Genomic DNA, 22,793 nt, shown 5'->3' with positions numbered 1-22,793 from the left:
AAGGCCGGCCCCGGGAGGACGGAGACCGGCCGATGCACGAGATGTCCGTGGCGCTCGCCGTGATCGACCAGGTGGAGACGGCCGCCGCCGAGGCCGGAGACGTCACCGCGGTGCGCTCGGTCCGGCTCCTGGTCGGCGAACTGGCCGGTGTCGTCCCCGACTCGCTCGCCTTCTGCTTCGAACTGGCCTGCGCCGGAACGCTCCTGGAAGGCGCCGAACTGTTCACCGAGGCCGTGCCCGGCCGGGCACGCTGCGCGTCCTGCTCGCACGAGTGGGCCGTCGGCATGCCACCCCGGCTGACCTGCCCCGAGTGCGAGGCGGCGGGCACCGACCTGCTGGCCGGCCGGGAACTGCAGATCGCCGCCGTGCAGTGGGAGACCGGCGGTCCCGCGCACGCCCCCGTCCGCGAACCGATCTCCGAGGAGAGCTGAACCATGTGTCGTGTCGTCGACCTTCGGCAGGCCGTGCTCGCGAAGAACGACGCGAGCGCCCACACGCTGCGCACCAGGCTGGCCGCCCGCGGAACCACGGTCGTCAACCTGCTGTCCAGCCCGGGCAGCGGCAAGACCGCGCTGCTGGAGAGCGAACTGATGCGGGCCCGGGAGCGGTCCGTGCCGGTCGCCGCGCTGACCGCCGATCTCGCCACCGAGAACGACGCGGCACGGCTCGCACGGTCCGGCGTCCCCGTCAAACAGGTGCTGACCGACGGACTGTGCCATCTGGAGGCCGGCATGCTCGCCGGACACCTGGAGGGCTGGCTGCCCGACGACACCCGGCTGCTGTTCGTGGAGAACGTCGGCAACCTGGTCTGCCCGGCCTCCTACGACCTGGGCGAGACCCTCAGGGTCGTCCTCGCCTCGGTGACGGAGGGCGAGGACAAGCCGCTCAAGTACCCCACCGCGTTCGGCCTCGCCCAGCTGGTCGTGATCACCAAGACCGACATCGCCGAGGCCGTGGAGTTCGACGAGCTCGCCTTCCGGACGAACGTGGAGCAGGTGAACCCCGGCGTCGAGGTGATCATGACCTCCGCACGCCGGGGGAACGGCGTGGGCGCACTGCTCGACCGGGCGCTCGCCGCCGCCGAGGGCGCGCCACCGCACGTGCCCGTCATGGCCGGCCACACGCATGCGCATGTGCATGCGGACGAGGCCCGGACCGGCGCCCTGGCACCCACCCGCCCGTGAGCGCTCCACCACTGCGTCGCCGGGTCGTCGTGCGGGGAGTGGTGCAGGGCGTGGGCTTCCGGCCCTACCTGTACGGCCTCGCCACCGAACTCGCCCTCGTCGGACACGTGACCAACACCCCGGAGGGCGTCGTCGCCGAGGTCGAGGGCACCGCCGCGGCCGTGGCCCGGTTCTGCGACCGGATCGCCGTACAGGCACCCCCGCTGGCCCGGGTGGAGTCCGTCCACCACCGGGAACTGCCCGCCACCGGAGGCGAGGCGTTCACCATCCTCGCCTCCCGCACCGACGGCCCGGCCCGCACCCTGGTCTCCCCCGACACGGCCACCTGCGCCGACTGCCTCGCGGAACTGGCCGACCCGGCCGACCGGCGCCACCGCCACCCCTTCGTCAACTGCACCCACTGCGGCCCGCGCTTCACGATCGTCACCGGTGTGCCGTACGACCGCTCGCACACCACGATGGCCGGCTTCGCGATGTGCCCCGACTGCGCCCGCGAGTACGGAGACCCGGCCGACCGGCGCTTCCACGCGCAGCCCGTCGCCTGCCCGCGGTGCGGGCCGACACTGAACCTGATCGCCCCGGAGACGTACGAGGACCCGGTCGCCGGGGCCCGCGCCCTGCTGGCGCGGGGCGCGGTCCTCGCCGTGAAGGGACTGGGCGGCTACCACCTGGCCTGCGACGCCACGAACGAGGCGGCCGTCCTGCTGCTGCGCCGCCGCAAGGCGCGCGGGGACAAGCCGTTCGCGGTGATGGCCCGGAGCGTGGCCGACATCGAACACCTCGTCCTGCTGGGCCCTGAGGAACGGACCCTGCTCGAAAGCGGTGTCCGGCCCGTCCTACTGCTGCGGCGGCGTCCCGGCCCGTCGTGTGCGGCGGGCACCCCGGTGCCCGCCGAGGCGGTGGCACCCGGCAGCCCCGACCTCGGCGTGATGCTGCCGTACACGCCCCTGCACCATCTGCTGCTCGGCCTGCCCGGTGACCCGGACGGCCCCCGGCTGCTCGTCATGACCAGCGGGAACGTCTCCGGTGAGCCGATCGTCACCGACGACACCGAAGCGCTGGAGCGGCTCGCGCACCTGGCGGACGCCTGGCTCACCCACGACCGGCCGATCCACGTCCCCTGCGACGACTCCGTGGTCCGGGTCTGCGACGGCGAGCCGCTGGTGATCCGCCGCTCCCGGGGGTACGCCCCGCTGCCGGTCGCTCTTCCGCTCCCCGTCCGGCCCGCTCTCGCCGTCGGAGGGGACCTGAAGAACGCCTTCTGTCTCGGGGCGGACCGGCGGGCATGGCTGTCGGCACACATCGGCGACATGGACGACCTCGGTACCCAGCGCGCCTTCGAACACGCGGTGACACAGCTGGAGTCCATCACGGGTGTGCGGCCCGGGACCCTGGCGGCCGACCGGCACCCCGGCTACCGCTCCACGCGGTGGGCCGACCGGAACGCGGCGGGCCGGTCGGTCGTGCGCGTGCAGCACCATCACGCGCACATCGCCGCCGCGATGGCCGAACACGGACTGGACGGCACCCGCCCGGTGATCGGCGTCGCCTTCGACGGCACCGGCCACGGCGACGACGGCGCCGTGTGGGGCGGGGAGTTCCTGCTCGCGGACTACGACGGATTCACCCGGTTCGGGCACCTGGCGTACGTACCGCTGCCCGGCGGCGACGCCGCGGTACGCAGGCCGTACCGCATGGCGCTGTCCCATCTGCGCGCGGCCGGCCTCGCCCGGTCCGCCGGCCTCGCCTGTACGGCAGCCTGCCCGCCCCACGAACTCCGCTTGCTGGAAAGGCAGTTGGAGTGCGACCTGAACTGCGTACCGACGTCCAGCATGGGCCGGCTCTTCGACGCCGTGTCCTCGCTCGCCGGTGTGTGCCAGCGGTCGGGGTACGAGGCGCAGGCAGCCGTCGAGCTGGAGGCGGCCGCCCTGCGGGCACCCGGAGCGGACTCCACCGCGTACGCCTTCGAGCTCACGGACGACGACCCGGTGCGGGCCGACCCGGCACCCGTCCTCGCGGCGATCGTCGCCGACCTTCGGGCGGGTGCCGGGCCGGCCCTGGTCGCGGCCCGTTTCCACCGGGCCGTGACCGGCCTGGTGCGCCGGATGTGCGTGCTCGCGCGGGAGCGGCACGGGCTGGACACCGTCGCCCTGACGGGCGGCGTGTTCGCCAACACGCTGCTCTCCTCGGCCTGTGCCGCCGTCCTGCGCGAGGACGGCTTCACGGTCCTGCGGCACCGCCTGGTGCCGCCGAACGACGGCGGGCTGGCGCTGGGCCAGCTGATGGTGGCCGCCCGGGCGAGAACCACCCACTGAGCAGAAACCACAGCGAGGAGAGGCCCATGTGCCTGGCGGTACCCGGCAGAGTGCTGGACATCGAGGACCGGGACGGCACCCGGATGGCCACCGTCGACTTCGGCGGTGTGGTCAAGGAGGTGTGCCTGGAGTATCTGCCCGACCTCCGGGTCGGCGAGTACGCCATCGTCCACGTCGGGTTCGCGCTGCAGCGGCTGGACGAGGAGTCGGCGAAGCAGACGCTCGAACTCTTCGCCGAACTCGGCATGCTGCAGGAGGAGTTCGGCGACGCCTGGGAGATGGCGGCGGCGGAGGCCGGCGCGGAGCCGGTGGAAGAGGTGCGCAACCAGTGAAGTACATCGACGAGTTCCAGGATCCGGAGCTGGCCCGCCGGCTCCTCGACGACATCCACGCCACGGTGACCAGACCGTGGGCGCTGATGGAGGTCTGCGGAGGGCAGACGCACAGCATCATCCGGCACGGCATCGACCAACTCCTCCCGGAGCAGGTCGAGTTGATCCACGGCCCGGGTTGTCCGGTGTGTGTGACACCGCTCGAGGTCATCGACAAGGCACTGGAGATCGCCTCCCGGCCGGAGGTCATCTTCTGCTCCTTCGGCGACATGCTGCGGGTGCCGGGCACCGGACGGGACCTGTTCCAGGTCCGAGGCGAGGGCGGGGACGTACGGGTCGTGTACTCGCCGCTCGACGCCCTGCGGATCGCCCGCCAGAACCCGGACCGGGAGGTGGTGTTCTTCGGGATCGGCTTCGAGACCACCGCTCCCCCCAACGCCATGACGGTCCACCAGGCCCGCAAGCACGGCATCCGGAACTTCAGCATGCTGGTCTCCCACGTCCGAGTGCCGCCCGCCATCGAGGCGATCATGTCCTCGCCCAGCTGCCGCGTGCAGGGCTTCCTGGCGGCAGGGCACGTGTGCAGCGTGATGGGCGTCGAGGAGTACCCGGAGCTGGCCGAGCGTTTCCGGGTGCCGATCGTCGTGACGGGCTTCGAGCCGCTGGACATCCTCGAAGGCGTCCGCCGGACCGTCCGGCAGTTGGAGCGTGGCGAGCACACCGTCGAGAACGCCTACGCCCGCGCCGTCCGCCCGGAGGGCAACCCGGCGGCCCGGGCCATGCTGGAGGACGTCTTCGAGGTCACCGACCGCGCCTGGCGCGGCATCGGGGTGATCCCCGCCAGCGGCTGGCGACTGTCGCCCGAGTACCGCGACCACGACGCCGAGCACCGCTTCCCGGTCGACGGGATCCGGACCGAGGAACCCGCCGAGTGCCGCAGCGGAGAGGTTTTGCAGGGCCTGCTCAAACCGCACGAGTGCGCCGCCTTCGGCACCCTCTGCACTCCGCGTACGCCGCTGGGCGCCACCATGGTCTCCAGCGAGGGCGCCTGCGCGGCGTACTACCTCTACCGGCGGCTGGACATGCCCGCCACCGCGGCCCGGGAGGCGACCTCCGTTGTCTGACACCACCGATCTCCCCCTGCCCGCCCTCGACGTCGAGGGGTGGACCTGTCCGGCGCCCCTGCGCGACCGGCCCCGGGTCGTCATGGGCCACGGCGGTGGTGGAGCCCTCTCCGCCGAACTGGTCCAGCAGATCTTCGCGCCCGCCTTCGGCGGCGAGGTGCTCTCGCAGATGGGCGACGCGGCCGTTCTGTCGCTGGGCGGGGCCCGGCTGGCGTTCTCCACGGACTCCTATGTCGTACGGCCGCTGTTCTTCCCCGGTGGCAGCATCGGTGACCTGGCGGTCAACGGCACGGTCAACGACCTCGCGATGAGCGGGGCCCGCGCCGCCTACCTCTCCTGCGGCTTCATCCTGGAGGAGGGCGTCGAACTGGACACGGTCACGAGGGTCGCCGAGGCGCTCGGCGCCGCCGCGCGCACCGCCGGCGTGGAGGTGGCCACCGGCGACACCAAGGTGGTGGAGGCGGGCCACGGCGACGGGATCTATCTCAACACCGCCGGCATCGGAGTCGTACCGGCCGGCGTGGACCTGCGACCGCAGCGGGTGGTGCCCGGCGACGTCGTGATCGTCAGCGGCGCCATCGGCGTCCACGGGGTGGCGGTCATGAGTGTCCGCGAGGGCCTGGAGTTCGGGGTGGAGGTCGAGAGCGACTGCGCCGCGCTCGGCGGTCTGGTCGACGCCATGCTGGCCGTCACCCCGGATCTGCACGTCCTGCGCGACCCCACCCGCGGCGGCCTCGCGGCCGCGCTCAACGAGATCGCCGCGGCCTCCGGCACCGGGGTGGTGCTGCGGGAACGCGCCGTACCGGTTCCGCCCGCCGTGGCCAACGCCTGCGCCATCCTCGGCCTGGACCCCATGTACATCGCCAACGAGGGCAAGTTGGTCGCCTTCGTCCCGCGCGAGCACGCCGACGCCGTCCTGGAGGCCATGCGGGCCCACCCGCTGGGCGCGGAGTCCGTGATCGTCGGGGAGGCCGTCGAGGCCCACCCCGGCATGGTGGTGGCCCGCACCGGGCTGGGCGGCACCCGCGTGGTCGACCTGCCGATCGGGGAGCAACTGCCACGCATCTGCTGAGGCCAAGACCCACCGGGGATCACGGGACAGTCCTTGGGGCCGCGCCCCGGACGTCTTTCCGAAAAGGGCGGGTGCCGCACCTGGAAACTGAAAAGAGCCTGGAAACGGGCGCCAAAGGCAACCAAGAGAAATCCTCGAAGAAGTGACGCCGCCCGAGTGATCCTCCTAGGCGAGGCGGGTTATTCCTTAATCGTTTTGTCATATCGGGGGAAGGATTACTTCGTTCATGGCCGAAGGAGATATGGCGGCCAAGCGGAAGGAAGCGCACCATGTGCGCACCTTCCGTCTGATCCCTCCCCAACCTGAGGAAGGTTCTCTTGAACCGTAGAACGATCCGAAACTCGCGCCTCAAGTCCGCAACGCTGGTGACAGCGGGCGCGGCCGCGGTGGCGCTCAGCGTTGTCCCGAGTGCGGCGGCCATCGCCGACGCGGTGGAGAAGCCGGGCGCCGGTCGCCTGGTGGTGGAGGCGCGCCCGGAGGGTGTGTCCGAGGCGGCCGTTGCTGACGCGATCCGCAGGGCTGGTACCGACGGTGTGGCGCCGGTGTACGGCGCCGCGAACTCGGCCACGGACCGGGACCTCGACCCGCACCACCACGCTCAGTCGGGCCCGCGCGGTCCGCAGGGTCCCAGGGGTCCCAAGGGCCATGACGGCAGGCCGGGCAAGCCGGGCAAGCCGGGGCCGCAGGGAGCCCAGGGTGCCAAGGGCGCCCAGGGTGCGCAAGGTGCGCAGGGAGCCCAGGGCGCTCAGGGTGCGCAGGGATCCCAGGGAGCCGTTGGGGCGGGCGTTCAAGGTGCTCAGGGTGCGCAGGGAGCCCAGGGCGCTCAGGGTGCGCAGGGATCCCAGGGAGCCGTTGGGGCGGGCGTTCAAGGTGCTCAGGGCGCTCAGGGTGCCCAGGGCGCTCAGGGTGCCCAGGGAGCCCAGGGAGCCCAGGGTGCCCAGGGAGCTCAGGGCGCGGGTCTCAGCACCTACATCGTGGCCGCCTACTCCGGTGGAGGATCCGGTAACACGGCGACTGCCAACTGCCTGTCCGGCGACGTTGCCACTGGCGGCGGGTTCATTCAGTCCACTGGTTCGCCAGTTGCGAGCCAGCCGGTCGGAGCCGTGGGTTCCGCGGCCACTGGGTGGCAGGCCACCGAGACCGGCGGGAGCGGGATCACCGCCTTCGCGATCTGTGCCGATCTGTAACTCTCGTCTGAGGCGGGCGGCAGGGGCCGTCCGCTCCGCCTGCAAATGAGCGACGGTGCCCCGGGGCCTCGGCCTCGCGGGCGCCGTCGCCCGCATTTTCTGGAGGACCTTTGAGACCGACGGTCTGCCTGAACATGATCGTCAAGGACGAGGCCCCGGTCATCCGGCGTTGCCTGGAGTCCGTACGGCCCTTGATCGATACCTGGGTCATCGTGGACACGGGCTCCACCGACGGCACGCAGAACGTCATCCGCGAGGTCTACCGAGACCTGCCCGGCGAGCTGTACGAGCGGCCCTGGAAGGGGTACGACGTGAGCCGCACCGAGGCGATCGAACTCGCCCGTGCCGACGCGGACTACCTCCTCTTCATTGACGCCGACGACGTGATGGAACTGGAGCCCGGGTTCCGTATGCCGGAGCTGACCCAGGACGCCTACCGGGTCGATATCCGCTTCGGCACCTTCCGCTACTGGCGCCCCGTCCTGGTCTCGACCCGGCTGTCCTGGCGCTATGTCGGTGTCCTGCACGAGCACATCGAATGCGGCTCCCGATTCGGCCTCAGTACCCTCGCGGGCGCCGAAATGGTCATCGTGGGCGGCGGGGGACGACTCAGGAGGGAAGGGATGCGGGCGAAGTACCTGCGCGACGTACAGACCCTCGAAGAGGGCCTGGCCAAGGAACCCGGCAACGCCCGGTACGCCTTCTACCTCGGCCAGAGCCTGCGCGACGCGGGTGAGCTGGAGAGGGCGCTCGAAGCCTATGACCGCAGGGCGACCATGGACGGCTCGGCCGAGGAGACGTACTGGGCCCGCCTCTGGGCCGCGCGACTCGCCGAAAGCCTGGAACGGCCGTCGGCCGAGGTGATGGACCTCTATCTCCGGGCGTACGAGATCCGGCCGACTCGCGCCGAAGCCCTCGGTGACCTCGCACGCCTGTGCCGGGGCGGCTCGCGCTGGCCTCTCGCCCACATGTTCGCGCGGCAGGCGGCACGGATCCCGTTCCCGAAGGACGACCTCCTCGTCGAGTACGGCTGGTACGAGTGGCAGGCACTGGACGAACTCGCGGTGTCCGCGTACTGGGTGGGGGAGTACGAGGAGTCGAAGGAGTGCTGCGAACGACTGCTGGAAAGCGGCAGGCTGCCCGCCGAACATCGTGAGCGTGTGCTCCAGAACCTGGAACTGTCGCGGCGCAACCTGGGCCTGAGCGAACTCGTCACGATCTGAGGCCGCACCCGGTGTCCTAGACCAGCAACAGCCCGCCGCACCGTTCGGTGCCGTCCTTCATGGCGATGAGGTTGGCGACCACGTACGAGATGTTCTTCTCGGAGTGCCACTCTGACGGGAAGTAGGTGGCCAGCCGTGAACTCTGGAACCTGGCCTCGAGGTCGGGCACGAACGCGCGGTACTGGTCGTCCGTGTAGTACCAGAACGAGTTCTCGTTGTAGTACGCGACGTGACTCGGGTCCTGGTAGGCGCCTCGACCGTCGGAGCTCGGAGTGCTGACGAGGAGCATGCCGCCGGGGGCGAGCAGCCGGTACAGCTCGTTGATCAGCGGCACCTTCGCGGGCACGTGCTCGAGGAAGTTCACCGCCCGCAGCAGGCCCACGGAGTCGTCGGGCAGGTCCAGCCGGTCGGGCAGGGTGGCGACGATGTCCACACCCTCACCCGGCTGCTTGTCCACCCCCGTGTAGCCGGGCGGCTTGCGGCGCGCCGAGCCGAGGTCCAGCGCGAGCAGTCCCCTGCGATGGGTCCAGGCGAGGGCGTTGGCCTCGATGTACTTGTCGTACAGGGCGACCGTCTCGCGCTGGATGTGCGCGTTGATCTCCGGGTCGCGCTGGGTGTTGGCGGGGTGCATCCGCTGGAGGTAGAGACAGCGGGGGATGTGGTGGAAGTCGCCGACGTGGAACAGCCGGCACATCAGGTCCTGGTCGTCCAGAACCGTACGGGTGGCGTCGTACCCCCCGGCCTTCACATACGCGTCCCGGCGGAACGCCCGCACGTGGTTGGGCGCGTACCAGATGTACGCGACGTTGTGCGGCGTCGGCGCCATCGACCTGACCTGCAGCAGCGTGCGGCCGTCGACGCGCACCTCCTCGTAGTGCCAGCCGTGCGCCTCGTTGAAACGGTCGTCGTCCCGCTTGCCGTCCTCGGTGATCTGCGCGGTGTTGCTGTAGACGAGGACCGCCTCGGGATGCGCGTCGAAGGCCTTGGCGAGCTCCGCCAGGCAGGCCTTCGCCATCAGGTCGTCGTGGTCGAGCTCCACCAGGATCTCGCCGCGCGCCAGTTCACACGCCCTGCGCTTGGCCGCTCCCACCCCGACGACGTCGTCCGCGATCTCCACCCGGATCCGGTCGTCGGGATGCTCCGGCCGCCATCGGGCGCCGTTGTTGAGCACGACGATCCACTCCCAGTCCGCACAGGTCTGTGCCTGCAGGGTCGCCAGGCACTCGTCGAGGTAACGGGGCCGGTGGCTGGGGGTGAAGACGGAGAACCTCGGAGTGGCGGTCGGCGTCATCTGCTGCTCCCTGAGCCATTTATCATTTCCGCCGACGTTACGAGCAGGCCCGGATGTCATCGCCGTCCGGCAGGCGAAGGGAGATACGGACCACCCGAATGCACGTATGAAATTCCGTAATTCGGGTTCCGTGGACACGAGGCTGGGCCTCGCGCTCATTCCCCGGTTCGCTCAGTCGGCGGCTCGCAGCGCGACCCAGGTCTTGCGATTCACCACACCGTTGGCTCTCAGTCCCTTGGCGCTCTGGAAGCTGACGACCGCGCTCTCGGTGCCGGCGTCGAATTCACCGCTCACACCGCCGCTCCCCACGTCGTACCCCCGTTTGGTCAGCATGCACTGGGCCTGCAACACCCTGTTGCCGCTGTCCCCTTGGAGGGTGCGGCCGCTGCCGTTGTAATAGGTGCACTCGGTGTTCCACGGCTGGGCGGCGGGCGCGGACGACGGAGTGGTGGGTGTCGTGCTCGGTTCCGCGGCCGGGGCGGTGCCGGTGCTCGAGGCGGCCGGGTCGCCGTCGTCGTCGGCAGGAGCGGAGACCTCCGGTCCCCCGGTGGCGTGGCCGACGCCGGTGGCGTCGGGGTCGGCGCGTTCGCCGGACGAACCCTCGGCGGAGGCCCCGTCCGCCGCGTCGGACGCCCCCGGCAGGGCGGCGTTGCCGGGCGAGGCCCCGGGCGCTGCGCCGGTCGCCGTGGGAACGTCCCTGGGGGGAGCGGCAGTTGCCGGCCCGTCCGGCCGTACGAGCACGAACACGCCCGCGGCGACGGCGCACAGGGCCGCGCCCGCGCCCACGGCCAGCACCCGCTTTCCGCGCCGCCGGGAACCGGATCCCTTGACGGTTAACGACCCTGACGCCGTGTGGGCGACCGCGTCCGCCGGCTCCGGCTGCACGGCGGCGGCATCGGGCGGCGTGGACCGGCTCACCGAACCGGGTGGGGAAGCGGGAGACTCGGCGGGCGGCCAGCTGGGCGCGCCCGTGGCGCGGTGGTGGGTGGGGCGCAGCCGGGCAGCCCGCTCGACGGGGATCCGGTGCAGCGTCTCGTAGGCCCGTTGGCGGGCCAGTACCTCGGCGTGGAGCGGCTCGGGCCAGGCGGACGTGTCGACGCGCGCGTCGGCGATCTCCGCCAGCTCCCGTGGCGTGGGGCGCCCGCCGGGCTCCTTTGCCAGACATCGGGACAGCAGCGCGGCGAGTTCCGGATCGGCCGCCGAGACCGCGGAGGTCACCTCCGGATACGGCTCCTCGAACGCCACCCGGTGCATCACGTCGACCCCGGTGCCGTCGCCGAACGGGGCCCGGCCGGTGACCGCGTAGACGAGGGTCCCGGCCAGGGAGAACACGTCCGACGCCGTGTCGCAGTTGCCGGTTCTGAGGTACTCCGGCGACATGTAGGCCGGGGTGCCCACCCGGTTTCCCGTGCCGGTGAGTGCGCTCGCGTCCGCGGCCTTGGAGATCCCGAAGTCGATCAGGTGCACGCCGTCGAGGGACAGCAGGACGTTGGACGGCTTGAGGTCCCGGTGCACCACCCCGGCGTCGGACAGCGCGGCGAGCGCCCGCCCCAGCTCGAGCGCCAGCCGCCACACCGTCACCGCCGGCAGGGCGCCGTCCCCGCGTACGGCCACCGTCAGGTCGAGTCCCGGTACGTATTCGGTGGCCATCCACAGCAGCTCGTCCTCGAACCCCGTACCGCACAGCCGGGGCGCGTACGGCGGCCCCAGCCGGGCGTGCACGGCCGCCTCACGCTGGAAGCGGCGCTGGAAGCGCACGTCCTCGGCGTACTCCGGCCGGATCACCTTCACCGCGAACAGTCCGGGCGTGTCGTCGGCGGTCCGGGCCAGGTAGACCCGTCCCATCCCGCCGCTGCCCAGCAGGGCCAGCGGCACATAGGGTCCGACACGGTCCGGATCACCGACGCGCAGGGGCGAGGCCCCGGTCTGCCGCAGCGCGGCGGACTCGTCCGCCGCAGGAGTCGGTGGGGTCGGCCGCTGGTCAGTCACGGATCTCCCGAAGTGATGTTCGCCGTACGTGAGTTCGCCCTTGGTTCGGAAGAACGAGGCTAGCCGAGTCCCGGCGTGTGCTCAGGGTTTCAAACACTTCTACCCTCCGTGTGCGGCGCCCGGCGCGTCGGTCTGAGTTCAAGCCGCCGCGCGTGGGGCACCCGGTGCGGTGGCAGGTCCGTCCGGGGCCGCCGGAGACGGCTGGAGGTGGACGACATGGGCCATGGTGGGAACGTGATCGACGAACTGGTGACCGATCACCGCGAGGTGGAGGAACTGTTCGGACGGATCGAGGCGCTGCCGTCGGGGCACAGGGACCGCAAGACCCATGCGGAGCAGGTCACGATCGAACTGGTCCGGCACTCGGTGGCGGAGGAGGCCTACCTCTATCCCGCGGTGCGCGAGCACATCGCAGGCGGAGACGTGCTCGCCGACAAGGAACTGAAGGACCACGCCGAGGCCGAGCGGATCATGAAGGACCTGGAGGGGCGGGCGGCGGACGACGCGGACTTCGACATGCTCTTGGCGAAACTGATGCGCGAGATCCGGGAGCATGTGGCCGACGAGGAGCAGAACCTCTTCCCGCGCCTGCGTGCCGCCTGTCCGCCGGAGGCGCTGGACAGTCTGGGGGACAAGGTCCGGATGGCCAAGAAGACGGCGCCGACCCGCCCGCACCCGTCCGCCCCGGACAAACCGCCGGCGAACAAGATGCTGGCCCCGGGCGTCGGCCTGGTGGACCGCCTGCGCGACGCGATGACCGGGCGCGGGAAAAAGAGCTGAGCCTCCTGGTCCGCGGCGGGTGCGGGCCCAGGGTCCGGCGCCCGGGCCGATACGGCCGGTGACGCGCTCGGCGCGACCCGACGGCCGGCTTGACCCGGAGGTCCGTTCCGGGCGCCGCCCTCAGGCGATCAGCGCCCGTCCCGGCCCCAACCGCTGCAGAAGCCGGTCCTGGTGGAGGCCTGCCACCGGGGCGACGAGGTCGGGGTGGCGGAGCAGTGCGGCCGCCCGCCGGTCGTGGTCGTCGGGTGCGGTCAGCCGCCGGAACTCCACCGGCGTACCTCTCGTGTGGTCGCCCCCGGCGAGCATGGTCACCGCGCGGGCGGCGAGTTCGGGATCGGTGAGCAGACAGGCCGCCCAGCTCGCCACGACCTCGTCGACCCAACTGCGCCAGGCCGCGTCGTCGGGGTCCGCCTCCGTGCCGTTCAGCGCGTCGAGGCGGTCCGAGCCGCCGGGGCCGGCGATGCCGACCAGCGCCGCGTCGGTCGGCGTCGGATAGCGCAGCCACGCCGCGACGGTGACCGCCTGCCGGGCCTGCGCCTCGCAGAGGGCGGCGGCGAGTGCCCCGTCGGACGCCGGGTAGGCGCGCGTCAGCCACTGGGTGGTCGCGGCGATGAGCGGGGCGAGGTCTGCGAGCACAGGGGACCGTCCGAACTGCCGTGGCGAGGCGAGTGGGTGCGGGGTTCTCGGGCAACGGTAGCGGAGCTCTGCGCGCTCTCTTGACGTGTACTTGGCATGGTGGCATGTATGGGAGCGCTCCCACATTTTGGGAGCGCTCCCATATTCTCTTGCCTTCTTGGCCTCACTCCTGGAGCCGCAGTGAGAACGACAAGAAGCACGACCGGCATTCCGTCCCGCAAAAGCCCCTTGTCCGGCTTCCTGACCAGGCTGGCAGTCATCCTCGGGCTGGTCGCCCTCGGTGTCCTGGCCCCGACCGCCACCGCCCAGGCCCGGCCCACCGCCGACCTCGCCGCGACCGGGCTGCACATCGGCGACGGGCGCCTGCTGGAGGCCAACGGGAACGATTTCGTCATGCGTGGGGTCAACCACGCCCACACCTGGTACCCCGGCAGAACCCAGCAGTCGCTCGCGGACATCAAGGCACTGGGCGCCAACACCGTGCGCGTCGTCCTCGCCGACGGCCACCGCTGGAGCGCCAACAGCGCTTCGGACGTGGCGACCGTCATCTCCCAGTGCAAGGCCAACCGCCTCATCTGTGTCCTGGAGGTGCACGACACCACCGGCTACGGCGAGGACGCCGCGGCCGGCACCCTCGACCAGGCCGCCGACTACTGGATCGGCCTGAAGGACGTCCTGTCCGGCCAGGAGAACTACGTCGTCATCAACATCGGCAACGAGCCCTGGGGCAACACCGATCCCGCGGGCTGGACCGCCCCCACCATCGCCGCCGTCAAGAAGTTGCGCGACGCCGGCTTCCAGCACACGATCATGGTGGACGCACCCAACTGGGGCCAGGACTGGCAGGGCGTGATGCGCGCCAACGCCCAGTCCGTGTACGCCGCCGACACCACCGGCAACCTGATCTTCTCCATCCACATGTACAGCGTCTTCGACACCGCGGCGGAGGTCACCGACTATCTGAACGCCTTCGTCAACGCCGAACTCCCCATCGTGATAGGCGAGTTCGGCGGTCCCGCCGACCAGTGGGGCGATCCCGACGAGGACACCATGATGGCCACCGCCCAGCAGCTGAAGCTGGGCTATCTGGCCTGGTCCTGGAGCGGCAACACCGACCCGGTCCTCGACCTGGCCCTCAACTTCGACCGCACGCAGCTCAGTTCGTGGGGACAGCGGGCCTTCAACGGAGTCAACGGCATCGCCGGGACCGCCAGGGAGGCCACCGTCTTCGGCGGCGGCAGCCCGGGCGACACCCAGGCGCCGACCACTCCCGGCACCCCGACCGCCTCCGCCGTGACGGCCACTTCCGTGACCCTCACCTGGGCCGCCGCGACCGACGACGTGGGCGTCGCGGGATACGACGTCGTCAGCGTCAGCGGGGGCACGGAGACCGCGGTCGCGGCCTCGGCCTCCGACTCGGTCACCGTGACCGGCCTCACCGCCGACACCGCGTACACCTTCGCCGTCTACGCCCGGGACGCCGCCGGCAACCGCTCGGCCCGCTCGGCGACGGTCGGCGTCACGACCACCACCGCGCCCAGCACGCCGTGTTCGGTCGGCTACCGCGTCGTGGGGGAGTGGCCCGGCGGCTTCCAGGGCGAGATCGTCCTGCACAACCCCGGCACCGCGGCGATCAACGGCTGGAAGCTGGTCTTCTCCTTCGCCGACGGCCAGACGGTCACCAGCATGTGGGGCGGGACGCCCACGCAGAGCGGCGGCACGGTGAGCGTCGCCCCCGCCTCCTACACCTCCACCATCCCGGCCGCCGGCTCGGTCACCGTGGGCTTCCTCGGCAACAAGGGCACCAGCAACACCGCACCGACCACCTTCACCCTCAACGGCAGTACCTGCACGAAGAGTTGACAAGCTCGCGGCCGCCGGCCGGCCGGCGGCACAACGCCGGCCGGCCGGCTCGTGCGGCACCTGGTGCCCCGGCCGGTCTCGCCGGCCGGCCGACCTGTCGACCCGGGAGCCGGAGGGTCCACAGAAATCGCCTTGCCCGGCACCGGGCGGCCGCGTTACGTTCCCCCCACTCTTACGCGACACGCTCTCTCGAAGGAACGCCGCAGAACGGGAGCAGGCCCGCGCACCAGCGCGCGGAGCCAGGAGGGGCGGCAGCTCTGTCCGCATGCCCTCCGAAGGACTGCCCGCATGAAGATCGGCCTCGGCCTTCCCATCGACGACCCCGCCCTGCTGCTGAACTGGGCCCGCCGCGCCGACGCGGCCCCCTTCAGCACGCTCGGCCTGCTCGACCGGCTCGTCTTCCACAACCCCGAACCCCTGGTCACCCTCGCGGCTCTCGCCGGCGCCGCGCACCGCATCCGCGTCCAGACCGAGGTGCTCATCGCGCCCCACCACAACACCGCTCTGCTCGCCAAGCAGACGGCGACCCTGGACCGCGTCTCCGGGGGCCGCTTCACCCTCGGCGTCGGCGTCGGCGGCCGCGAGGACGACTGCCTGGCCGCCGGCATCGAACTCCGCACCCGCGGCCGGCGCCTGGACGAACAGCTGACCCGGCTGCGCCGCACCTGGGCCGGAGAACCGTACGGCGAAGGCGTCGGGCCCATCGGACCCGCGCCCGTCACTCCCGGCGGCCCGGAAGTGCTGTTCGGCGGCTTCGCCCCGGCAGCCGTCGAGCGCGTCGGCCGTTTCGGCGACGGCTTCCTCGGGGCCGCGCTGCCCCCGGAGCACCTCGCCGGCCTGTTCCGCGACGTGGAGCAGGTCTGGGAGAAGTACGACCGCCCCGGCCGACCGCGTCTGGTCGCGCAGATCAGTGTCGCCCTCGGACCGCGGGCCACTCTGGACCGGGCCCGGCGCAGTCTCCTCGACTACTACGAGTTCAGCGGCCGCGCCGCCTACATGGCGGACGGGCTGCTCACCACCCCGCGGAAGATCCGCTCCGCCGTCGCCGCCCTCACCGGCATCGGTGCCGACGAGGTCGTCCTCTACTGCTGGGCCCCGGACCCCGACCAGGTGGACCGCCTGGCCGAGGCGGTGTTCTGACCGCGCCCGGCACGGCCCGGTCGGCTCGCGGAGTCCGGGGCGGGCCGCCCGGCGAGCGATCACCTGGGTGAGGGGACGGCGGCGGCCCGCCCGCCGCCGTCCCCCGAGCCCGGCACCCACGGCGACAATGTGTGTGAAAGGTGAAGCCAAGGTGCCCGTGGGTAAAAGGTGCCGGTGGGTAAGGTGTGGCCATGCCCACGACGCCCCGTTGGCTCAACGACGAGGAACGACGAGCCTGGCTGGCCTACGTCGAGTTCTCCACGCTGCTGGCCGACCATCTCAACCGGCAACTGCGGCGCGACGCCGGCATGACGCACGCCGACTACAGCCTGCTCGCCTTCCTATCGAGGGCCCCCGAGGGCTCTCTCGGCATGTCCGAACTGGCCCAGCGTCTGAAGATCACCCGCAGCCGGCTCACCCACGCGGTGAACCGGCTGTGCGAGGACGGTCTCGTGGACCGCCGGGAGGACCCCGCCGACGGCCGCGGACAGCTCGCCGTGCTGACCGAGCAGGGAAAGGCACTGCTGGTGGAGATCGCCCCCGGCCATGTGGAGGCGGTCCGCCGGGCGGTGTTCGACGCGCTCACCCCCGAGCAGGTACGGCAGTTCGGCGAGATCGGCGAGGCCATCAGCGACGCCCTGCACCGGGTCGACAGCGCCCACGCCGACCCGGCGGTGCTGCCCTGGCGCCGGCGCTGAGGCCCGGCGGTTCGCAGGCGGCCGTCAGGAGGCCGGCGGACCGCCTCTGACGGCGTCCACGGACATGTTCACGGACATATGGATGGGCCCGGGATCGAGAAGAACCGCCCCGCGGCCCGTACACCTGGTGGTACGGGGCTGCCCGCCCCCTCAAGCACACGCCAACGATCCAAGGGACGTACCTCGTGAACGCAACCGCCGCCATCGGTGTCACCGGCCTCGGCGTGATGGGCCGAAACCTCGCGCGCAACTTCGCCCGCAACGGGTACACCGTCGCCGTCCACAACCGCAGCGCCGGCCGCACCCGGGCGCTCGTCGAGGAGTTCGGTCACGAGGGCGCGTTCGTCCCCGCCGAGTCGGCCGAGGAGTTCGTGGCCGCGCTCGAGCGCCCCCGCCGCCTGATGATCATGGTCCAGGCGGGCGCCGTCACCGACGCCGTCATCGACGAGTTCGCCCCGCTCCTGGAGCCCGGCGACATGATCATCGACGGTGGCAACGCCCACTTCGCCGACACCCGCCGCCGCGAGGCCGCCCTGCGCGAGATGGGCCTGCACTTCGTCGGCACCGGGGTCTCCGGCGGCGAGGAGGGCGCGCTCAACGGTCCTTCGATCATGGTCGGCGGCTCCGGCGAGTCGTACGACGTCCTCGGCCCGATGTTCGACTCCATCAGCGCGAAGGTGGACGGCGAGTCCTGCGCCACCCACATCGGCACCGACGGCGCCGGACACTTCGTCAAGATGGTCCACAACGGCATCGAGTACGCCGACATGCAGCTCATCGCCGAGGCGTACGACCTGCTGCGCCAGGTCGCCGGGTACACCCCCGCCGAGATCGCCGACGTCTTCCGCACCTGGAACCAGGGCCGGCTGGGCTCCTACCTGATCGAGATCACCGCCGAGGTCCTCGCGCACACCGACGCCCTCACCGGCCTGTCGTTCGTGGACATCGTGACCGACGCCGCCGGCCAGAAGGGAACCGGCCGCTGGACCGTGCAGACCGCCCTGGACCTGGGCTCCCCGGTCACCGCCATCGCCCAGGCCACCTTCGCCCGCGCCGCCTCCGGCCAGCGCGAACTGCGCGCCGCCTACGCCGGACTGCCCGGCGGCACCACGCCCCCGCTCAGCCGCACCGAGGCCGCCCGCTTCACCTCCCAGGTCGAGCACGCCCTGTACGCGTCGAAGGTGATCGCCTACGACCAGGGCTGGAAGATGATCCAGGACGCGGCCGCCGAGTTCGGCTGGAAGATCGACCTCGGCGCGGTCGCCCGGATCTGGCGTGGTGGCTGCATCATCCGCGCCTCCTTCCTCGACCGCATCCGTGCCGCGTACGCCGCCGACCCGGAGCTGGTCAGCCTCCTCGGTGAGATGGAGTTCGCCATGGAGATCACCGACGCGCAGGTGCCCTGGCGGGAAACGGTCGCATCCGCCGCCCGGCGCGGCATCCCCGTCCCGGCGTTCTCCGCCGCGCTCGCCCACTACGACACCCTGCGGGCCGGCCGGCTGCCCGCCGCCCTGCTCCAGGGCCAGCGCGACTACTTCGGCGCCCACACCTACGGCCGCACGGACCGCCCCGGCGCCTTCCACACCCACTGGGCCGAGCCCGGCCGCCCGGAGACGTCGGCCTGACAGCCCACGGGACGGAACCGGAAACAAACCTTACGGTCCGGGCGGCGTCCGCCGCCCGGACCGTAAGGTTTCCTGCCCCTGCGCGAGGCATCCGGTCGAACGGGCCGTGAGTGCCCGTTTCCGAACCGGCTTTCTGGGCCGTTGGGCAGGTCTGGGCTGACAGGGTGGCCAGGGCCGGCGGGCCGCTGATCGAGCGGCGTTGTCCCGGGTGCGGTGTGCCGTGTTCGCGGCCGCCCAGGTGCCGACCCGCTGGCACCTCTTCGTGGTCAGATGCGGGGAAAAGTTGTCGCAGACGATCGCGTGGAGAAGCACGGCGTCTTGCGCTCCGACCCGGAGCACGGCCGCGACCTCCCGGCGTCCGCTCCCTGCTCTCCGCCACGGCGGCGACGGCCCACGCCACGCTCCGCGAGGCGACCCGGATCCTCCGCGAGGCGACCCGGGTCGTCGCCGAACTCCCGGAGGAACAAAGCCCGTTGACCCGCTTAGTGATCCTCCTGCACGCCCATCGCCTGAGCCGGGCGTAGGCGATGGGCGTGGCGGTCACCCGCCGCCCAGTACGGGACAGCCCGCTCACCTGCCTACGCCTGCTGGCCCAGGCGCACCGCCCGGACCTGGAGTTGCACACCCTCGGGGGCCCGGAGCGGTAAGGAACGGCCGGCAGCCGCGCCCGGGACAGCCCCGGACAATCCTGGACCGACCGCGCGGCTCGCGGCTACGCGGCCCGGTGGAAGAAGAACGGGTCGATCGACGGCGGCACCCGCGTGACGTTGTCCAGATCCAGCAACTGGTGGTGTACGAAGTCCGCGTGGCGCTGATACGACACACCGGCCGGGAAGTTGGCGTGGTCGGGGGTGTTGTTCCCCGAGAACACGCCGTAGAAGTCCCGGCCGATTGTGAGCAGCCGCATGTAGTCGCCGAGGAAGGGCAGCCCCTGCCGCTGCGGAACATTGGCGAGCGCCTGGTGCAGCACCTGATGCTCCGCCGGGCTCTGCCAGTCGTCGGCGGTCAGCTCGATCGCCGTCACCCACTGTGCGTGCGTGAACTGCTGGTACGCCAGGCCGGTCAGGGAGTCCGAATTCACCGCCAGCGCCGGGTTCTTGGCATCGGTGATGGTGCGGACGTCGGACGACCAGTGCTGGCCGTGGTCGGTCGAATGCCGTACATGCAGGGTGTAGTCGGTCCCCGTCAGTCCGCCGACGCGGTCGCACCACGCGACCCAGACGCTGCCCGAGTCCGTGGGGTCGACCGCGATCGAGAGATCGCTGCCCAGGCGCTCCTGTCCCATGATCGCGTTGAACTTCACGAACCTCCCGGTCGCCACCCGCTGGCCGACCGTGTGGTCCACCGTGTCCGTCAGATCCTGGAACCGGGACGGCCCTACACCTCCGTTGTCGTCCCGGGTGACCACGACGTCGAAGGTGACGTTCGAGCCGCTGCGGGCCTGCCAGCTCTGGAAGGCCGCGTACACGGTCCCGTCGGGATGCAGGGCGATCCGTACCGGTGGCCCGTCCTGTCCCGAGGTGGGGCGCGCTTCGATCGGGGTGGGTGTGAACCCGGCCGGTGCCGGCGCGGTACGGGCGTCGTCCGAGACGTCCACGGTCGCCGTCCGCGAAGTGCTCTGCCCGAAGTCGTTGTTGCCGACGTAGACGCGGTCGCGGGTGCCGCCGTTCACGCGGACGCTCCCGGCCACCACCCACGGCTGGTCCTCCTGGTCCCGCGAGACGAGAATCGCCATGGGCGCGGTCGAGCCGATGCCCGTCGAGCGCAGGATCTGCATACGGGTGATGCCGTCCACGGCTGCCTGCCCGTTGAGGATGCCCGCGTACAGGGCGCCTCCCGTCGAGGCGAAACCGACCGAGATGTCCCCGGTGCCCAGGCCGTCGGCGCCGCCGGGGACTATGCTTCGCAGCGTCCAGGTGTCGCCGCCGTTGGTCGAGACGTAGACCGGGGCGAGGGGACCGCCCATCGGATCGGGGGTGAACGCGGTCGCGACGATCTCGTTCGGCCGCTCGGGGTTGACCGCGATACTCGGTTCACCGTCCTGGCTGACGTCGCCGCTCAGCGCGACAGGGGTGATGTTGACGACCTCGAGGGTGGACATGTGGGCTCACCTCCGCGCGGACTGCAGGGTTTCGAGCTTCTGCACCGGCTGACGGTCTTCGGGGTGCAGGAGCTGGTACGGCGCCCACTTGCTCAGGTCACCTTCCGTGGCGTGCAGGATCCACATCCCCTCCTGCTGGGCCTTCGGCTTGGGCACCTCGTACCAGCGGAAGTCCAGGCTGTTGGGGTAGAGCACGGAGACCGGTCCCGGGGACAGCTCCCCTTGTTCCACGTACCCCACGTCGAGTTGCGCGCGCCACCAGTCGGGGGCGTGCTCCGTGGACGGCTCGCCGCCCATCTGTTCCAGCGCCACGACGGTGCCGACGACCACCGCGTCCGCTTCGTCGGCATGGGCGACCATGTCGGTGGCCGCGATGTCGCGCTGCACCGCTGAGAACGGCATCGCGTCGGCTGTCCTGGCCGCGAGGGAGACATGCTCCTGGACGGCGTCGGCGGGCAACCGGCCGACTTCCGCGACGGCCAGGCCTTCGCCGTAGACCGTTCCCCGGGTGAAGAAAGCGGCCGCCTCTCCGACGACCGGCGGATCGATCTCGTCCGACAGTTGAACGGTGACCTCACTGCCCGCGAGCCGCCTGAAGGCGTCCGGCGCGTGCAGTACCTCGTCCACCTGGACCACGGCCGTCCGTTCGTCGGCCGGCACGTTCGCCATCCGCGCGTCACCGAGACGGGTGACCGTCCCGAGGAAACTCAGCGGGGCCTTGCGGACCAGTTCGGTGACATCCTCAGGCATGGCGTTCCTCCTTTCCCCTGGGCACCGCTCGCCCACCGCGCGTCTACCGCGCGGTGGAAGCGGTCGCCGGATGAGTTCTGCGCCACTCGATCCGCGCGCCGAGGGCGCACAGGACGGCGATCAGGGCCGTGACGGCCACGATGAGCCATTCGACCACGCCGCTCCCGGCATCCGGATCGAAGCCGAAGACGATCTCGATCCAGTCGCGCCAGATGAGTGTCACCAGGAAGAGCAGCGCGGAAAGGCCGCCCAGGACGGTCTCCACCCAGAAACGCTTGCGCATCGGGCTCGGACGAGGCAGAGCATGGAAAGCCATCTCGTAGCCTCCCCTCTCGGGTTCCGGCGCCCGTCGACACCGCTGCCCTGAGAACAGGAAGGGGGACTGGGCCGCCACGGGGGAACTGCGTGGTGCGCCGACGCCGACTGCGCGAGGCACCGGCCGGGTGCATCAACGTGCACCTACGAGGCATATGCACTACATATACGAGTCTCCGTGCACCCCTGCCTCAGGTCAAACCGGAGCCGTGGCCCGCCCGGCTGCCTCAGGCCGAACCTGAACCGGAGTCAGCCCGGCGCAGCCGCGCCGCCCGTCACCGTGACCGGACGCTGTTCCTCCTTGTCCGTGCCGGTGCGGCGGAGTTCGGCAAGGACCTCGCCCGAGGCCCCATGAAGAGGTACGACAGCCCGAACCCGGCGAGGACCACCGCCGCCCCGCCCAGGGCGTCCAGCACCCAGTGGTTGCCGATGGCGACGATCGCGGAGACGGTGAAGAGCGGATGCAGCAGCCCCAGCGCCTTCATCCACCACTTCGGCGCGACGATCGCGATGACGAGCCCGCACCACAGCGACCACCCGAAGTGCAGCGAGGGCGTCGCCGCGTACTGGTTGGTCAGCGCCGTGAGCGTGCCGTAGTCCGGCTTGGAGAAGTCCTGGACACTGTGCACCGTGCCGATGATGCCGAGGCCCGGCATCAGGCGCGGCGGGGCCAACGGGTAGAGCCAGAAGCCGACGAGGGCGAGCAGCGTGGCGAAACCGAGGGTCGCGCGCGCCCAGCGGCAGTCGACCGGCCGCCGCCAGTGGAGGACACCGAGGACGCTCAGGTCGTTCCGCCACCCAGCCAGGGTGACGGCCACGCGCCGCCCGGCACGGCACCCGGACGGCGCGTCACGTCACAACAGGGCAAACGTTGCCGGCTAAGGCACCAGGTGTATTGACCCGCAGCGTTGTTGACACGGCTGATCGGTGGCCGGCCGCCGAGTGCGGTGTGGGAGCGGTGGTGGTGGAGATGCGAACGGTGGCGGCGAGCTTCACAGGGTCGCCGGTGAGGACGCTGTTGTCGGTGGCATCCAGGTAGCGGCGGGTCCGCGTTGACACGACGTTGGCGTAGCCCGCCGCCGGGATCTGCTCCGGGCCGCCGGCCGTACGCGCGCCCGCGATCGCGCGTCAGCGCGTCGTTGGCCGGCGTGTGTCCCCTTTCGTCCCG

At 71.4% G+C, this 22,793-nt stretch carries 18 protein-coding genes and 2 pseudogenes; 12 read left to right on the top strand and 8 right to left on the bottom strand.

Annotated features, from left to right (window positions below):
* The first annotated feature begins 32 nt into the window (after positions 1 to 32).
* The 7 genes from ABT057_RS01170 (at position 33) to ABT057_RS01140 (ending at position 8,437) form a co-directional block, all read left to right on the top strand.
* Positions 33 to 431, top strand: a complete 399-nt coding sequence (locus ABT057_RS01170) for a hydrogenase maturation nickel metallochaperone HypA/HybF (RefSeq protein ID WP_352340166.1) — start codon at positions 33 to 35, stop codon at positions 429 to 431.
* A 3-nt stretch (positions 432 to 434) separates the two neighbouring features.
* The gene (gene hypB, locus ABT057_RS01165) at positions 435 to 1,184 is read left to right on the top strand and encodes a hydrogenase nickel incorporation protein HypB (RefSeq protein ID WP_352340164.1); all 750 of its coding nucleotides are present in this window, start codon (positions 435 to 437) and stop codon (positions 1,182 to 1,184) included.
* The gene (hypF, locus tag ABT057_RS01160; protein WP_352340162.1) at positions 1,181 to 3,499 is read left to right on the top strand and encodes a carbamoyltransferase HypF; all 2,319 of its coding nucleotides are present in this window, start codon (positions 1,181 to 1,183) and stop codon (positions 3,497 to 3,499) included. Before hypB ends, hypF begins: the two co-directional genes overlap by 4 nt.
* A 26-nt stretch (positions 3,500 to 3,525) precedes the next feature.
* A complete protein-coding gene (locus ABT057_RS01155) occupies positions 3,526 to 3,831 on the top strand; it encodes a HypC/HybG/HupF family hydrogenase formation chaperone (protein ID WP_352340160.1) in 306 nt (101 codons plus the stop codon).
* Positions 3,828 to 4,955, top strand: coding sequence for a hydrogenase formation protein HypD (hypD, locus tag ABT057_RS01150; protein WP_352340158.1), 1,128 nt, complete (start codon positions 3,828 to 3,830; stop codon positions 4,953 to 4,955). The genes ABT057_RS01155 and hypD overlap by 4 nt, the downstream gene beginning before the upstream one ends.
* Complete coding sequence (gene hypE / locus ABT057_RS01145) at positions 4,948 to 6,027, top strand: hydrogenase expression/formation protein HypE (RefSeq protein ID WP_352340156.1); 1,080 nt, start codon at positions 4,948 to 4,950, stop codon at positions 6,025 to 6,027. Before hypD ends, hypE begins: the two co-directional genes overlap by 8 nt.
* Before the next feature lie 1,297 nt (positions 6,028 to 7,324).
* Complete coding sequence (locus ABT057_RS01140; RefSeq protein ID WP_352340154.1) at positions 7,325 to 8,437, top strand: glycosyltransferase; 1,113 nt, start codon at positions 7,325 to 7,327, stop codon at positions 8,435 to 8,437.
* 16 nt (positions 8,438 to 8,453) lie between these two features.
* Here the strand turns inward: ABT057_RS01140 and ABT057_RS01135 are convergent, their stop codons facing one another.
* Both ABT057_RS01135 and ABT057_RS01130 read right to left on the bottom strand, forming a co-directional pair.
* Positions 8,454 to 9,728: a glycosyltransferase gene (locus ABT057_RS01135; RefSeq protein WP_352340152.1), complete on the bottom strand. Its 1,275-nt coding sequence runs from the start codon at positions 9,726 to 9,728 to the stop codon at positions 8,454 to 8,456.
* A 171-nt stretch (positions 9,729 to 9,899) separates the two neighbouring features.
* The gene (locus tag ABT057_RS01130; protein WP_352340150.1) at positions 9,900 to 11,717 is read right to left on the bottom strand and encodes a protein kinase domain-containing protein; all 1,818 of its coding nucleotides are present in this window, start codon (positions 11,715 to 11,717) and stop codon (positions 9,900 to 9,902) included.
* Positions 11,718 to 11,933: 216 nt separating this feature from the next.
* Here ABT057_RS01130 and ABT057_RS01125 point away from each other — a divergent pair, with 216 nt between their 5' ends.
* On the top strand, positions 11,934 to 12,497 hold the full coding sequence (locus ABT057_RS01125) for a hemerythrin domain-containing protein (protein WP_352340148.1): 564 nt from the start codon (positions 11,934 to 11,936) through the stop codon (positions 12,495 to 12,497).
* A gap of 120 nt (positions 12,498 to 12,617) precedes the next feature.
* Here ABT057_RS01125 and ABT057_RS01120 read toward each other — a convergent pair whose 3' ends face one another.
* Positions 12,618 to 13,133 (bottom strand): hypothetical protein, encoded by a 516-nt coding sequence (locus ABT057_RS01120; protein WP_352340146.1) that lies wholly within the window; start codon positions 13,131 to 13,133, stop codon positions 12,618 to 12,620.
* Positions 13,134 to 13,313: 180 nt separating this feature from the next.
* Here ABT057_RS01120 and ABT057_RS01115 point away from each other — a divergent pair, with 180 nt between their 5' ends.
* The 4 genes from ABT057_RS01115 to gnd all read left to right on the top strand — a co-directional run bounded on the left by ABT057_RS01115 (position 13,314) and on the right by gnd (position 18,459).
* On the top strand, positions 13,314 to 14,996 hold the full coding sequence (locus ABT057_RS01115; RefSeq protein WP_352340144.1) for a cellulase family glycosylhydrolase: 1,683 nt from the start codon (positions 13,314 to 13,316) through the stop codon (positions 14,994 to 14,996).
* Between the two features lie 288 nt (positions 14,997 to 15,284).
* Entirely contained in the window at positions 15,285 to 16,136 is an 852-nt protein-coding gene (locus ABT057_RS01110; RefSeq protein ID WP_352340142.1) for an LLM class flavin-dependent oxidoreductase, read from the top strand.
* Positions 16,137 to 16,327: 191 nt separating this feature from the next.
* The gene (locus tag ABT057_RS01105; RefSeq protein WP_352340140.1) at positions 16,328 to 16,834 is read left to right on the top strand and encodes a MarR family winged helix-turn-helix transcriptional regulator; all 507 of its coding nucleotides are present in this window, start codon (positions 16,328 to 16,330) and stop codon (positions 16,832 to 16,834) included.
* 185 nt (positions 16,835 to 17,019) lie between these two features.
* The gene (gnd, locus tag ABT057_RS01100; RefSeq protein WP_352340138.1) at positions 17,020 to 18,459 is read left to right on the top strand and encodes an NADP-dependent phosphogluconate dehydrogenase; all 1,440 of its coding nucleotides are present in this window, start codon (positions 17,020 to 17,022) and stop codon (positions 18,457 to 18,459) included.
* A gap of 222 nt (positions 18,460 to 18,681) precedes the next feature.
* Here gnd and ABT057_RS01095 read toward each other — a convergent pair.
* From ABT057_RS01095 to ABT057_RS01075, 5 genes and pseudogenes are all read right to left on the bottom strand, one after another.
* Positions 18,682 to 18,759 (bottom strand): annotated as a pseudogene (locus ABT057_RS01095) (transposase); the annotation flags it as partial.
* Positions 18,760 to 19,171: 412 nt separating this feature from the next.
* Positions 19,172 to 20,560: a hypothetical protein gene (locus ABT057_RS01090; RefSeq protein ID WP_352340136.1), complete on the bottom strand. Its 1,389-nt coding sequence runs from the start codon at positions 20,558 to 20,560 to the stop codon at positions 19,172 to 19,174.
* Positions 20,561 to 20,566: 6 nt separating this feature from the next.
* Complete coding sequence (locus tag ABT057_RS01085; RefSeq protein WP_352340134.1) at positions 20,567 to 21,310, bottom strand: hypothetical protein; 744 nt, start codon at positions 21,308 to 21,310, stop codon at positions 20,567 to 20,569.
* Positions 21,311 to 21,353: 43 nt separating this feature from the next.
* Positions 21,354 to 21,626: an ABC transporter permease gene (locus tag ABT057_RS01080; protein WP_352340132.1), complete on the bottom strand. Its 273-nt coding sequence runs from the start codon at positions 21,624 to 21,626 to the stop codon at positions 21,354 to 21,356.
* A 274-nt stretch (positions 21,627 to 21,900) separates the two neighbouring features.
* A pseudogene (locus ABT057_RS01075) lies at positions 21,901 to 22,410 on the bottom strand (phosphatase PAP2 family protein); the annotation flags it as partial.
* Positions 22,411 to 22,793: the final 383 nt, after the last annotated feature.

The sequence above is a fragment of the Streptomyces sp. NPDC002588 genome, from assembly GCF_040295925.1.
Taxonomy (GTDB): Bacteria; Actinomycetota; Actinomycetes; order Streptomycetales; family Streptomycetaceae; genus Streptomyces.
This window is presented reverse-complemented; position numbering and strand designations above follow the sequence as displayed.

What these genes read in the sequence shown, in the direction of transcription:
- ABT057_RS01170 (WP_352340166.1), top strand. Translation starts at nt 33, where the DNA reads ATGCACGAGATGTCCGTGGCGCTCGCCGTGATCGACCAGGTGGAGACG.
- hypB (WP_352340164.1), top strand. Translation starts at nt 435, where the DNA reads ATGTGTCGTGTCGTCGACCTTCGGCAGGCCGTGCTCGCGAAGAACGAC.
- ABT057_RS01155 (WP_352340160.1), top strand. Translation starts at nt 3,526, where the DNA reads ATGTGCCTGGCGGTACCCGGCAGAGTGCTGGACATCGAGGACCGGGAC.
- ABT057_RS01135 (WP_352340152.1), bottom strand. Translation starts at nt 9,728, where the DNA reads ATGACGCCGACCGCCACTCCGAGGTTCTCCGTCTTCACCCCCAGCCAC.
- ABT057_RS01125 (WP_352340148.1), top strand. Translation starts at nt 11,934, where the DNA reads ATGGGCCATGGTGGGAACGTGATCGACGAACTGGTGACCGATCACCGC.
- ABT057_RS01110 (WP_352340142.1), top strand. Translation starts at nt 15,285, where the DNA reads ATGAAGATCGGCCTCGGCCTTCCCATCGACGACCCCGCCCTGCTGCTG.
- ABT057_RS01105 (WP_352340140.1), top strand. Translation starts at nt 16,328, where the DNA reads ATGCCCACGACGCCCCGTTGGCTCAACGACGAGGAACGACGAGCCTGG.
- ABT057_RS01090 (WP_352340136.1), bottom strand. Translation starts at nt 20,560, where the DNA reads ATGTCCACCCTCGAGGTCGTCAACATCACCCCTGTCGCGCTGAGCGGC.
- ABT057_RS01085 (WP_352340134.1), bottom strand. Translation starts at nt 21,310, where the DNA reads ATGCCTGAGGATGTCACCGAACTGGTCCGCAAGGCCCCGCTGAGTTTC.
- ABT057_RS01080 (WP_352340132.1), bottom strand. Translation starts at nt 21,626, where the DNA reads ATGGCTTTCCATGCTCTGCCTCGTCCGAGCCCGATGCGCAAGCGTTTC.